This window comes from Pseudescherichia sp. L3 (assembly GCF_024656065.1).
GTDB lineage: Bacteria > Pseudomonadota > Gammaproteobacteria > Enterobacterales > Enterobacteriaceae > Pseudescherichia.
In genome coordinates, this window is the sequence record NZ_JANKYC010000001.1 from 86,044 (window position 1) to 99,328 (window position 13,285).

10 protein-coding genes are annotated in these 13,285 nt (G+C 59.2%); 8 read left to right on the forward strand and 2 right to left on the reverse strand.

The window, feature by feature from the left end; translation table 11 throughout:
- Positions 1 to 23 precede the first annotated feature (23 nt).
- The 4 genes from proY (at position 24) to NR795_RS00445 (ending at position 7,354) form a co-directional block, all read left to right on the forward strand.
- Complete coding sequence (gene proY / locus NR795_RS00430) at positions 24 to 1,382, forward strand: proline-specific permease ProY (RefSeq protein ID WP_257756712.1); 1,359 nt, start codon at positions 24 to 26, stop codon at positions 1,380 to 1,382.
- Positions 1,383 to 1,437: 55 nt separating this feature from the next.
- On the forward strand, positions 1,438 to 3,255 hold the full coding sequence (malZ, locus tag NR795_RS00435) for a maltodextrin glucosidase (RefSeq protein WP_257756714.1): 1,818 nt from the start codon (positions 1,438 to 1,440) through the stop codon (positions 3,253 to 3,255).
- A gap of 80 nt (positions 3,256 to 3,335) precedes the next feature.
- The gene (locus NR795_RS00440; protein ID WP_257756715.1) at positions 3,336 to 5,987 is read left to right on the forward strand and encodes a DUF2339 domain-containing protein; all 2,652 of its coding nucleotides are present in this window, start codon (positions 3,336 to 3,338) and stop codon (positions 5,985 to 5,987) included.
- Complete coding sequence (locus NR795_RS00445; RefSeq protein ID WP_257756716.1) at positions 5,987 to 7,354, forward strand: DUF3999 domain-containing protein; 1,368 nt, start codon at positions 5,987 to 5,989, stop codon at positions 7,352 to 7,354. The genes NR795_RS00440 and NR795_RS00445 overlap by 1 nt, the downstream gene beginning before the upstream one ends.
- Before the next feature lie 90 nt (positions 7,355 to 7,444).
- On the opposite strand, the gene NR795_RS00450 is transcribed toward NR795_RS00445, so the two are convergent.
- Together NR795_RS00450 and acpH are read right to left on the reverse strand one after the other, a co-directional pair.
- Positions 7,445 to 8,047: a peroxiredoxin C gene (locus NR795_RS00450; protein WP_042391568.1), complete on the reverse strand. Its 603-nt coding sequence runs from the start codon at positions 8,045 to 8,047 to the stop codon at positions 7,445 to 7,447.
- A gap of 76 nt (positions 8,048 to 8,123) precedes the next feature.
- The gene (acpH, locus tag NR795_RS00455; RefSeq protein WP_144814491.1) at positions 8,124 to 8,705 is read right to left on the reverse strand and encodes an ACP phosphodiesterase; all 582 of its coding nucleotides are present in this window, start codon (positions 8,703 to 8,705) and stop codon (positions 8,124 to 8,126) included.
- Positions 8,706 to 8,798: 93 nt separating this feature from the next.
- Here acpH and queA point away from each other — a divergent pair, with 93 nt between their 5' ends.
- The 4 genes from queA to secD are packed head-to-tail and all read left to right on the forward strand — an operon-like array spanning position 8,799 to position 13,280.
- Positions 8,799 to 9,869 (forward strand): tRNA preQ1(34) S-adenosylmethionine ribosyltransferase-isomerase QueA, encoded by a 1,071-nt coding sequence (gene queA, locus NR795_RS00460; protein WP_042391570.1) that lies wholly within the window; start codon positions 8,799 to 8,801, stop codon positions 9,867 to 9,869.
- A 53-nt stretch (positions 9,870 to 9,922) separates the two neighbouring features.
- Positions 9,923 to 11,050, forward strand: coding sequence for a tRNA guanosine(34) transglycosylase Tgt (gene tgt / locus NR795_RS00465; protein WP_144814488.1), 1,128 nt, complete (start codon positions 9,923 to 9,925; stop codon positions 11,048 to 11,050).
- Between the two features lie 22 nt (positions 11,051 to 11,072).
- Positions 11,073 to 11,405: a preprotein translocase subunit YajC gene (gene yajC, locus NR795_RS00470; RefSeq protein WP_012904809.1), complete on the forward strand. Its 333-nt coding sequence runs from the start codon at positions 11,073 to 11,075 to the stop codon at positions 11,403 to 11,405.
- A 27-nt stretch (positions 11,406 to 11,432) separates the two neighbouring features.
- Positions 11,433 to 13,280, forward strand: coding sequence for a protein translocase subunit SecD (gene secD, locus NR795_RS00475; RefSeq protein ID WP_144814485.1), 1,848 nt, complete (start codon positions 11,433 to 11,435; stop codon positions 13,278 to 13,280).
- Positions 13,281 to 13,285: the final 5 nt, after the last annotated feature.

Consider the following 13,285-nt stretch of genomic DNA (forward strand, 5'->3'; position numbering starts at 1 on the left):
ATTTTTAAACGGCAGTGGAAACGATGGAAAGTACGAACAAACTAAAGCGGGGATTAAGCACCCGGCACATCCGCTTTATGGCGCTCGGCTCGGCGATTGGTACCGGGCTGTTTTATGGCTCGGCAGACGCCATCAAGATGGCCGGTCCCAGCGTGCTGCTGGCCTATATCATTGGCGGCGTGGCGGCCTACATTATTATGCGCGCCCTCGGCGAGATGTCGGTGCATAACCCGTCGGCCAGCTCGTTTTCGCGCTACGCCCAGGAGAACCTCGGGCCGTTGGCAGGCTATATCACCGGCTGGACCTACTGCTTTGAAATTCTGATTGTTGCCATCGCCGACGTCACCGCCTTTGGTATCTACATGAGCGTCTGGTTCCCCACGGTCCCGCACTGGATCTGGGTTCTGAGCGTGGTGATGATCATCTGCGCCGTCAACCTGATGAGCGTCCGGGTCTTCGGTGAGCTGGAGTTCTGGTTCTCGTTTTTCAAAGTTGCCACCATCATCATCATGATTGCTACCGGTTTCGGTATCATCATCTGGGGCATCGGCAATGGCGGGCAGCCCACCGGCATCCACAACCTGTGGAGCAACGGCGGCTTCTTTAGCAACGGCTGGCTTGGCACGGTGATGGCGTTACAGATGGTGATGTTTGCCTACGGTGGCATTGAGATCATCGGCATCACCGCCGGTGAAGCCAAGGAGCCGGAGAAGTCGATTCCGCGCGCTATCAACTCTGTCCCGCTGCGTATCCTGGTATTCTATGTGGGCACGCTGTTTGTCATCATGTCGATCTACCCATGGAACCAGGTGGGGACCCAGGGCAGCCCGTTCGTGCTGACCTTCCAGCATCTCGGGATCACCTTTGCCGCCAGCATCCTTAACTTTGTGGTGTTGACCGCCTCGCTTTCAGCCATTAACAGCGACGTGTTTGGCGTCGGGCGTATGCTGCACGGCATGGCGGAGCAGGGCAGCGCCCCGCAGATGTTCGCTAAAACCTCTCGCCGGGGCATCCCGTGGGTGACGGTGCTGGTGATGACCGTGGCGCTGCTGTTTGCCGCCTGGCTGAACTACATCATGCCGGAGAATATCTTCCTGGTGATCGCCTCCCTGGCGACCTTTGCCACGGTGTGGGTATGGATTATGATCCTGCTGTCGCAGATCGCTTTCCGTCGTCGTCTGTCGCCGGAAGAGGTCAAGGCGCTGAAGTTCAAGGTGCCGGGCGGGGTGCCTACGACGGTTGTCGGGGTGCTGTTCCTGGCCTTTATCATTGCCCTGATTGGCTACCACCCCGAGACCCGCATCTCGCTGTACGTCGGCTTTGCATGGATTGCCCTGCTGCTGGTGGGCTGGCTGTTTAAACGGCGAAAAGCAGTGGCGTAAACTCCTGCACATCGCATACTGTTCTCTGGCAGGGTTAACCTAAAGGAGAGCAGTTATGCTGAATGCCTGGCATCTTCCGGTCGCGCCGTTTGTAAAACAGAGCAACGATAAACTACAGATTGTCCTGTGGCTGACCGGAGATGCGCTACCGCAGCGGGTGACCCTGCGCGCAGAACACGATAACGAAGAGATCTCGATCCGCATGCATCCGCTGCGCAGTGCGCCAAAGCCTGGCGTTACGGCCTGGCGGGGAGAGATTGACTTAACCACCGGACAGCCGCGCCGCCGCTATAGCTTTAAGCTGCTGTGGGACGACCGCCAGATCTGGTTTACCCCGCAGGGCTTTAGCCGCTTTCCTCCCGCCCGGCTGGAGCAGTTCGCGGTTGACGCACCGGATAGCGGGCCGCAGTGGGTGGCCGATCAGGTCTTCTACCAGATTTTCATCGACCGCTTTGCCCGCAGCCTGCCGCGCGAGTCCAGTCAGGACAATCTCTATTATCACCACGCCGCCGGGCAGAACATTGAGCTGCGCAACTGGGACGATCCGGTTACCGCCCATGCTGGCAGCTCGACCTTCTACGGCGGCGATCTCGACGGCATCAGCGAAAAGCTGCCGTATCTGAAAAAGCTGGGCGTCACCGCGCTCTACCTGAACCCGGTCTTTACCGCCCCCAGCGTGCATAAATACGATACCGAAGATTATCGCCACGTCGATCCGCAGTTCGGCGGCGATGGGGCGCTGCTGCGCCTGCGCGAGAATACGCACCGGGAGGGGGTCCGCCTGCTGCTGGACGGCGTATTCAACCACAGCGGGGACTCCCACGCCTGGTTTGATCGGCACAATCGCGGCACCACCGGCGCCTGCCATAACCCGGCATCCCCCTGGCGGTCGTGGTACAGCTTCTCCGCTGACGGACGGGCGCTGGACTGGCTGGGCTATCCGAGCCTGCCGAAGCTGGACTATCAGGATCCCTCTCTGGTAGATGAAATCTACCGGGGCGAGGAGAGCATTGTACGCCACTGGCTGAAGGCCCCGTGGAGCATGGACGGCTGGCGGCTTGATGTGGTGCATATGCTGGGCGAGGCGGGCGGGGCGCGCAACAATCTCCTGCACGTCACCGGCATCAGCCAGGCGGCAAAAGAGACTAACCCAGACGCCTATATCGTCGGAGAGCACTTTGGCGACGCCCGCCAGTGGCTGCAGGCCGACGCCGAAGATGCTGCCATGAACTACCGGGGCTTTACCGTGCCGGTATGGGGCTTTCTGGCCAATACCGACATCTCCTACGATCCGCAGCATATCGATGCACAAACCTGCGTGGCGTGGATGAACAACTACCGCGCTGGCCTGTCGCACCAGCAGCAGCTACGCATGTTTAACCAGCTCGACAGCCACGACACCGCCCGCTTTATCTCCCTGCTGGGTAAACAGGTGGAGCGGATGCCGCTGGGCGTGGTCTGGCTCTTTACCTGGCCGGGCGTGCCCTGCATCTACTACGGCGATGAGGTGGGGCTGGACGGCAACAACGATCCCTTCTGCCGTAAGACCTTCCCCTGGGACAAGAATAAACAGGATGCCACGCTGTTTGCGCTTTATCAGCAGATGGCGACGCTGCGCAAGAAAAGCCGCGCGCTGCGTTACGGCGGCTGTCAGGTAGTGAGTGCGGAAGGCGATGTGGTGGTGTTTGTGCGCGTTTACCAACATGAACGCGTGCTGGTGGCGATCAACCGCGGCGCGGCCTGCGAGGTGGTACTCAGCGATGTGCCGCTGCTGGATGTCCCTGCCTGGCAGTGTAAAGTGGGCACCGGCACCATCGAGGAGAATGTGCTGTCGCTCCCGGCGGTCTCCGCCACGCTTTGGCGCAATCGCTGACCCTGTTGCAACATTTTTACCAGTATTGAAAAGAAATGTAATATCCTTTCGGGAGTGATCACCGAACCGAAGGTAAAACCATGGATGAGCTTTTGCTGGTTGCCGGTCTTGTTCTCTTTCTCGCCCTGATCGTCGCCCCTGCGCTGGCGATCGGAGCATGGCGAAAAAGCAGCGATACGCAGCGGGAACTGGGCATATTGCGTGAACGGTTGACGGCGCTGGAGCAGCAGCTGGCGGGGCAGGTGAGTGCACCTTCCCCGCAACCGTTGTCTGAGGAGATAGCGGAGCCGGAACCTGCTCCTGTCATTGTGCCTGCGGCAGAACACCCCATCGTCGATCCCTGGGCTGCGCAAACGGCGTTGCCTGAGCCGGTCGCCGTCACCGAGGTGGCGACCAGCACTCCCCTGGCCGATGAACCGCGCGGCGGCATGATCTCCTCGCTGGTCAGCTGGTTTATGCGTGGTAACCCGCTGGCGAAACTCGGCATTCTGTTGCTGTTCTTCGGGCTGGCGTTTTTATTTCGCTATTCCGTCGAGCGCGATCTGTTCCCGCTGGAGCTGCGCCTCTGCGTGGCAGCATTGGCGGCGGTGGTGCTGCTGGCGCTCGGCTGGCGACTGCGCCACAAACAGCCGGTGTATGCGCTGATTTTGCAGGGCGGTGCTACTGGCGTGCTCTACCTCACGGTATTTGGCGCGTTCCGCCTCTGGCAAATGCTGCCGATGACGCTGGCGTTTGCCTTGCTGCTGCTGATCTGTGCGGTAAGCGTCGGGCTGGCGGTATTGCAGCGCGCCTTAAGTCTCGCCATGCTCGCCAGCCTCGGTGGTTATCTCGCGCCGCTGCTGCTCTCTACCGGCGGCGGCAGCCATATCGGGCTGTTTTCATTCTATCTGCTGCTCTCCTGCGGCATTCTCGCCATCAGCGTCTGGCAGCACTGGCGCGTGCTTAATCTGCTTGGCCTGCTATTTACCTTTGGCGTCGGTGGGGTATGGGGACTTTATAGCTACCAGCCTGCGTTTTACCTCAGCTGCCAGCTGTTCCTGATCGCCAATATCGTGCTGTTTGGCGTACTGAGCGTCGCGCTGTCGCTGCGCGCGCAGGGCAGCGGCCAACGCATTATTGACGGTGTGCTGCTGTTCGCCCCGCCGCTGATCGGTTTTGGCATGCAGTACGTCCTCACGCAGGATTTCACCTTTGGCCCGGCGTTTTCCGCGCTCGGGTTTGGCGCGTTTTATCTGCTGCTGGCGTGGCTGGTACTGCGGCGTAAACCCGAACTCGGGCGGCCGCTGGTGCTGGCCGCGCTGGCGTTGGGCGGGGCGTTTGTCACGCTGGCGATCCCGCTGGCGCTTTCTGCGCGCTGGACGTCGATGGCCTGGGCGCTGGAAGGGCTGGGCATTCTCTGGCTTGGCGTTCAGCAACAGCAACGGCGGATGAGCTACAGCGGCACCGGTTTACTGCTGCTGGCCGTGGGCAGCGCGCTGTGGGCGGTGCAGGATACGCTGCCAGCGCTGTCGCAACTGATGATTTTTGCGGTGCTGAGCCTGACGTGGATCGCCGCCGCCTGGCTGTGGCGCGGCCTCAACACGCAGGGCAGCTATGGCCTGCTGGCGGGCGGCATTATCTTCTGGCTGCTGGCCCTGCACGGGCTGTCGGCGCTGACCTTAAGCCAGTGGATGAACGATCTGCCGGGCCTGCTGACGCTCACCGCCCTGAGCGTCCATGGCTGGCGGTGGGCCGCGCAACGGTTGCGCTGGCGCGCGTTCAGCTATAGCGTCTGGCTGCTGTGGCCTTTGATGCTGGCGACGCTGGTCTGGCAGATCGCCGCCCAGGGCGCAATCTTCAGCGCTGGCTGGCAAAATCTCGCCTGGGGTGTTGCGCTACCGTCTGCGTTCTGGCTGCTGCATCAACAGCGCACGCCGCCTGTGCCTTATCTTTCGCAGGGAGTGCATCTGTCGCTGTTCTGGATGATTGTTACCGCGCTCGCGGCAGAGCTGTGGTGGTATATCGATACGCTGTCGTGGGGCACGTTCCCGTGGCAGGCGGGGCTGGCGATGACGTCGGCGGCAGCGACGATCTTGCTGGTGCGCGCCGGGCTGAAACGTTCGTTGTGGCCGCTACGCGTCTGGCCGCAGTGGTACGGCACGCTGGCGCTGGCCCCCATGGGCCTCTTCCTGCTGGTGATGCTGCTGCTAACCAATATCGATGATGGCGTGGTGATGGGGCAGGGCTACCGGCCGTTGCTTAATCCGCTGGAAGAGGGTGCCGCCTTTGCCTTAATGGCGCTGCTCGCGCTGGCGCAGTTGTGCACCCGCTATTTCCCCGTGCAGGGACGTGAGATCCATAGACGTGTGCCGCTGCTGCTGGCAGGGCTTGCCTTCTGGTGGCTGAACGGCCTGCTGTTGCGCAGCCTTGCGTGGTATGGCGGGATCGACTGGTCGATAAGCGCGCTGTGGTCGTCCCGGCTGGTACAGACCTGTTTCGCGCTGTTCTGGATGCTGGTGGCGCTGCTGGTGATGCTGCGTGCCGCCAGGCAGGTATCGCGGCGTGAATGGCTGTGCGGCGCAGCGCTACTTGGCGTGGTGATTGTGAAACTGATGCTGGTAGACAGCGCTGGCGGCGGCGGACTGGCCCGTGCGGTTGCCTTTATCGGCGTGGCGGTACTGGTGCTGATCGTAGGCTATTTCTCACCGCTGCCGCCTCGGGTACAACAGACGCATAACGAGGAACAAGGATAATGACGATCGTCAGACGGATACTTTTTTGTGCGTTGCTCGGCGCGGCGCTGCCGGCCTGGAGCCAGGACGCCACCCCGGAAACGCCGCAGGATTATGCCTGGGGCGCGGCGCTGGCGACGTCGGCAGCGTCACCGCTGTATCAGGTGAGGCTGCCGGAGCGTATTTATACTGACAGCGTTGCGCCCGATCTGCGCGATGTGCGGGTCTTCAATCAGCAGGGGCATACGGTGCCTTTTACGCTGATCCCGGCGGTGCAGAAACAGACGCCGCCGCGCACGCTGCCGCTGCGCCTGTTTGCCCTCGAACCGGTGCCGGATAATAGTGCCGCGTCAGAAAATCTGTGGCTGCGTTCGCAGGACGGAATTGAAATCCGCCTTGATGGCGAAGGCAAAAAGAGGGTGAGCAAAAGCTACCTGTTAACCCTGCCTGAAACGCAAAAAGACGAATTTCCGCTGTCGCAGCTGAAGCTGACATGGAACGCCGTACCTGCTAACTGGCAGGCACGGACAGATGTGTACGTCAGCAGCGATCTGAAAAACTGGACGCTGTATGGCCGCGATATGCCGCTGATGGATCTGACCTCCGGCAGCGACCGCCTGCTGCTGAATACCCTGGATTTCACTGCCTCACTCTATCCGACGGAGATGCGTTATGTTCTGGTGGTGTTCAATGATGCCGCGCATGCGCCAACGCTGACCGGCGCGACGGCAGTAGAGCAAATTTACAGCGATACGGCGGTAAATATCCCTCTAAACGCGGTGGCGAAAACCGTCTCTTCATCGGTGCAGGAGTTCTCCTGGCAACAGCCACAGCCGCTGGTGTCAGTGGTGATCGAAGCTCGGCAAGGGCGAGTGCTGCCGCTGGCGATCGAGTACCGCAGCGAGGCAAAGGCCGCGTGGCAGCCGCTGGCGAAAAGCGTAATTTATCAACTGAACGGTCACACCTCTGAGCCGCTGCCCACCGGCGGGATGGTGCAGGCGATCCGCGTGACGGCGGTTAACGGCCAGCTTGAGGATGGCATCGCCCAGGTGACCGGCGAGCGGGCCAGCCAGACGCTGATCTTCAACGCCCAGGGCAAAGGGCCGTTTTTACTGGCGTGGGGTAATGGTGCCGCGCAACCGCAGGCAATGGATGTCGATATGCTGGTACCCGCCGCGCTGCGCCAGGCAAACGCAGATATACCGTACGCGTTGGTAGAGGATCGCATTGTGCTGGGAGGTGATGCACGGTTGACGGCAGTGGATCCGGCGTTGCAGCAAAGCCAGTGGAAGAGAATGCTGGTGTGGGCGGCGCTGGTGCTGGGCGTGCTGGTGCTGATCTGGGTGGGGCTGGGCATCTGGCGCGAAGTGCGGCAGAAGTCAGCATAAAAATGCCGGGCGGCAGTGACGCCTTGCCCGGCCGAGAGTCTGTGAAGCAATAGCAGGCCTGGTAAGCGCAGCGCCACCAGGCAACACGGCTTACAGGCTGGTGAGGTGTTCGCTGAGGAACTTCGCTACGCCGTCCGGAGAGGCGTTCATCCCCTCTTTACCTTTTTCCCACTGGGCAGGGCACACTTCGCCGTGCTCTTCGTGGAACTGTAATGCGTCAACCATACGCAGCATTTCGTCGATATTACGGCCTAAAGGCAGATCGTTCACTACCTGATGGCGCACGATGCCCGCTTTATCGATCAGGAAGGATCCACGCAGGGCGACGCCCTCATCCGGATGCTCAATGCCGTAGGCTTTCTGCACTTCGCGTTTGATATCCGCCACCATGGCGTACTTCACCGGGCCGATACCGCCTTTTTCGACTGGGGTATTACGCCAGGCGTTGTGGACAAATTCAGAGTCAAATGAGACGCCAACCACTTCGACGCCGCGCTGCTGGAACTCTTCGTAGCGTTTATCGAAAGCGATCAGCTCAGACGGGCAGACGAAGGTAAAGTCCATCGGCCAGAAGAAGAGAACGGTGGCTTTGCCTGCGGTGTGCTGTTTGAAGTTAAACTTCTCAACGATTTCACCGCTGCCTAATACCGCTGCGGCGGTAAAGTCCGGGGCCGGACGCGTGACCAGAACCATATTAAATCTCCTTTTAATAATCAGGTTATTTAGCGCAACGCGGCCAGTATAAAAGGGCGTAAAGAGAACGCAATGCTTAAAGCTGCTTATTTTGCGCCTGATCCATCATGCGCGGATAGAACTGCCAGAACAGCTTCTCCAGCGCCGGATAGTGGGCATCCAGATCGTGCCAGGAGTCACGCAGGGCGTCGAGGCGGGGACGGCGATTTGCCATACCGTTTAGCACCCGCTGGATAAACGCCATCTCGCCATAGCGCTCCAGCCAGTTTTCCGACCACAGGTAGTTATTGAGGTTAACAAACTGCGGCGGCGATTCCGGCAGAATGGTCGCTACCTGCGCGCGGGCGTAGCGGACAAACGCCGGCAGCGGCTGCTCGGGAGAGATCTGCGCCCAGTGGCGGGAGAGGAAGTGATCCCACATGACGTCCAGCGTAATGGGCGCGACGCGGCGGGTCTCTGCACGAAACCATGCCTTGGCCTCGCGGACCTCCGGCAGCCCGTCGGTGAGGACATCCACGCGGCGGTGCATACGAATGCCCTCTACCACCTCGTTAGCGTAGGTGCCGTCGGGGTTACCGCGCACGAAATCGGCGAGCAAATTACCTGGCAAAGAACTCTCTGCGAGGTAAGCCAGGTGTAAATGAGCAAGAAAATTCATCGTCTATTCTTTATCCACAGGCGGGTAACGGTTGCAGGGAGCACGCCCCGGCACTAGACTACCCGCCTCTTAATTATGTCTTGAGTTAGCGTCATGCGTGTTGCCGATTTTTCCTTTGAACTACCTGAATCCCTGATTGCCCACTATCCGCAGCCTGAGCGTAGCAGCTGTCGTTTGCTGTCGCTTGACGGGCCGACGGGGGCGCTGACGCATGGTACTTTCACCGATCTGCTCGATAAGCTCAACCCGGGCGATCTGCTGGTCTTTAACAACACTCGCGTCATCCCGGCCCGCCTGTTTGGCCGTAAAGCCAGCGGCGGTAAGATTGAAGTGCTGGTCGAACGTATGCTCGATGATAAACGTATTCTGGCACATATTCGCGCCTCTAAAGCGCCGAAGCCGGGGGCAGAGCTGCTGCTGGGTGACGATGAGAGCATCCAGGCCACCATGGTAGCGCGTCACGATGCGCTGTTTGAGGTGGAGTTTAACGATGCGCGCCCGGTGCTGGATATCCTCAACGCCATCGGCCATATGCCGCTGCCGCCCTATATCGACCGTCCGGATGAAGACGCCGACCGGGAGCTGTACCAGACCGTCTACAGCGAAAAGCCAGGTGCGGTTGCCGCCCCGACGGCGGGCCTGCACTTCGACGAGCCGCTGCTGGCCGCGCTGCGCGAGAAGGGCATTGAGCAGGCCTTTGTCACCCTGCACGTAGGCGCGGGGACCTTCCAGCCGGTACGCGTCGACAGCATTGAAGACCACATCATGCACTCGGAGTATGCCGAAGTGCCGCAGGAGGTGGTTGACGCCGTGCTGGCCGCCAAAGCGCGCGGCAATCGCGTGATCGCCGTGGGAACAACCTCCGTACGCTCGCTGGAGAGCGCGGCCCAGGCGGCGAAGAGCGATCTTATCGAACCTTTCTTTGGCGATACGCAGATCTTTATCTACCCGGGCTATCAGTACAAGGTGATCGACGCGCTGGTGACCAACTTCCACCTGCCGGAGTCGACGCTGATTATGCTGGTGTCGGCATTTGCGGGGTATCAGCATACGATGAATGCCTATCACGCTGCCGTAGAAGAGAAATATCGCTTTTTTAGCTACGGCGACGCGATGTTTATCACGTACAATCCTTCCGCTATTCATGAGCGTGTCGGGGAATAAGTCCGCGACACCGGTTTAAACGTCAGACTGTTTTTCTGATGCTGGAGAGTTAAGTGAAATTTGAACTTGATACCACCGACGGTCGCGCGCGTCGCGGCCGCCTGGTGTTCGATCGTGGCGTTGTTGAGACGCCTGCTTTTATGCCCGTGGGTACCTACGGCACGGTAAAAGGCATGACCCCGGAAGAGGTTGAAGCCACCGGCGCACAGATCCTCCTCGGTAACACCTTCCACCTCTGGCTGCGTCCTGGCCAGGAGATCATGAAGCTGCACGGCGATCTGCACGACTTTATGCAGTGGAAAGGGCCGATTCTTACCGACTCCGGCGGCTTCCAGGTCTTTAGCCTCGGCGATATCCGTAAAATCACCGAAGCGGGCGTGCACTTCCGCAACCCGATCAACGGCGATCCGATCTTCCTCGATCCGGAAAAATCGATGGAGATCCAGTACGATCTCGGATCCGACATCGTGATGATCTTCGACGAGTGCACGCCGTACCCCGCCGACTGGGACTACGCCAAGCGCTCAATGGAGATGTCCCTGCGCTGGGCGCAGCGCAGCCGCGATCGCTTCGACTCGCTGGGCAACAAAAACGCGCTGTTCGGGATTATCCAGGGCAGCGTTTACGAAGATTTACGCGATATCTCAGTCAAGGGTCTGGTAGAGATTGGCTTTGATGGCTACGCTGTCGGCGGTTTGGCTGTGGGTGAGCCGAAGGAAGATATGCACCGCATCCTGGAGCATGTCTGCCCGCAGATCCCGGCAGATAAACCACGTTACCTGATGGGCGTAGGGAAGCCGGAGGATCTGGTCGAGGGCGTGCGTCGCGGCATCGATATGTTCGACTGCGTCATGCCAACGCGTAACGCGCGTAACGGTCACCTGTTTGTCACGAACGGCGTCGTAAAAATCCGTAATGCGAAGTACAAAAGCGATACGGGTCCGCTGGATGAAGAGTGTGATTGCTATACGTGTCGCAATTATTCGCTCGCTTACTTGCATCATCTTGATCGTTGCAACGAAATATTGGGCGCGCGCCTCAATACCATTCATAACCTGCGTCACTATCAGCGCTTAATGGCTGGTTTACGTAAGGCTATCGAAGAGGGTAAATTAGAGAGCTTCGTGACCGATTTCTATGAACGTCAGGGTCGACCGGTTCCACCTTTGAACGTTGATTAATTTTAATAATGAGGGAATTTAAATGAGCTTTTTTATTTCTGATGCTGTAGCGGCAACAGGTGCACCGGCGCAGGGTAGCCCGATGTCTCTGATCCTGATGCTGGTTGTCTTCGGTCTGATCTTCTACTTCATGATCCTGCGCCCGCAGCAGAAACGCACCAAAGAGCACAAAAAGCTGATGGACTCCATCGCCAAAGGTGATGAAGTGCTGACTAACGGTGGTCTGGTTGGCCGCGTAACCAAAGTAGCGGAAACCGGCTACATTGCTATCGCGCTGAACGACACCACTGAAGTGGTTATCAAACGTGACTTCGTAGCTGCCGTTCTGCCGAAAGGCACCATGAAGGCGCTGTAATCTACTGTTTTCCCAAAGGGAACTGCCGTGTTAAACCGTTATCCTTTGTGGAAGTACATTATGCTGGTCGTCGTCATTGTCGTCGGCCTGCTTTACGCACTTCCCAACCTGTATGGTGAGGATCCGGCTGTTCAAATCACTGGCGCGCGCGGCGTCGCCGCCAGTGAGCAAACGCTGATCCAGGTCCAGAATACTTTACAAGAACAAAAAATCACCGCTAAGTCTGTGGCACTGGAAGAGGGTGCGATCCTTGCCCGCTTTGACTCCACCGATACGCAGCTGCGCGCCCGTGAGGCGATGATGAGCGTATTGGGCGATAAGTACGTTGTGGCGCTGAACCTTGCTCCCGCTACCCCGCGCTGGCTCTCTATGCTGAAAGCGGAGCCGATGAAACTCGGCCTCGACCTGCGTGGTGGCGTGCACTTCCTGATGGAAGTGGATATGGACACCGCGCTCGGCAAGCTCCAGGAGCAGAACATGGACAGCCTGCGCAGCGATCTGCGCGAGAAGGGCATTGCCTACACCAACGTGCGTAAAGAAGATAACTACGGCATGAGCATCGTGTTCCGCGACAGCGCGGCACGTGACGCAGCCATCTCTTATCTGACTCCGCGCCACCGCGATCTGGTTATCAACACCCAGGGCGGCAACGCGCTGCGTGCGGTAATGACCGATGCACGCCTGAGCGAAGCCCGCGAGTACGCGGTGCAGCAGAACATCAACATTCTGCGCAACCGTGTTAACCAGCTGGGCGTTGCTGAGCCGCTGGTGCAGCGTCAGGGCGCTGACCGTATCGTCGTCGAGCTGCCGGGTATTCAGGACACCGCGCGCGCGAAAGAGATTCTGGGCGCGACCGCCACGCTGGAGTTCCGTCTGGTTAATACCAACGCGGACAGCTCCGCAGCTGCATCAGGCCGCGTGCCGGGCGACTCGGAAGTGAAGCAGATGCGCGAAGGGCAGCCGGTTGTGCTGTACAAACGCGTTATTCTGACCGGGGATCACATCACCGACTCCACCTCCAGCCAGGATGAGTACAATCAGCCGCAGGTTAACATCTCGCTGGATAGCGCTGGTGGTAACATCATGTCTAACTTCACCAAGGACAACATCGGCAAGCCGATGGCGACCCTGTTTGTGGAGTACAAGGACAGCGGTAAGAAAGATGCCAACGGTCGTGCCGTGCTGGTGAAGCAGGAAGAGGTGATTAACATCGCCAACATCCAGTCTCGCCTCGGCAACAGCTTCCGCATCACCGGCATCAACAACCCGAACGAAGCGCGTCAGCTCTCGCTGCTGCTGCGTGCAGGTGCGCTGATTGCCCCGATCCAGATCGTTGAAGAGCGCACCATTGGCCCAACCCTGGGGATGCAGAACATTCAGCAGGGTCTGGAAGCGTGTCTGGCGGGCCTCGCTGCCTCCATCATCTTCATGATCTTCTTCTATAAGAAGTTTGGTTTGATCGCCACCTCTGCGCTCATTGCCAACCTGGTGCTGATCGTCGGCGTGATGTCTCTGCTGCCGGGGGCAACCCTGACCATGCCGGGTATCGCGGGGATCGTCTTAACCCTTGCGGTGGCGGTGGATGCCAACGTGCTGATCAACGAACGTATCAAAGAAGAGTTGAGCAACGGCCGTTCGGTTCAGCAGGCGATCGACGAAGGGTACAAAGGCGCGTTTAGCTCCATCTTTGATGCTAACGTCACGACGCTTATCAAGGTCATCATCCTGTATGCCGTAGGCACCGGGGCAATTAAAGGCTTTGCGATTACTACCGGTATCGGTGTGGCGACGTCAATGTTTACCGCCATCGTCGGTACACGTGCCATCGTAAACCTGTTGTACGGCGGCAAACGCATCAACAAGCTGTCTATCTGAGGAGT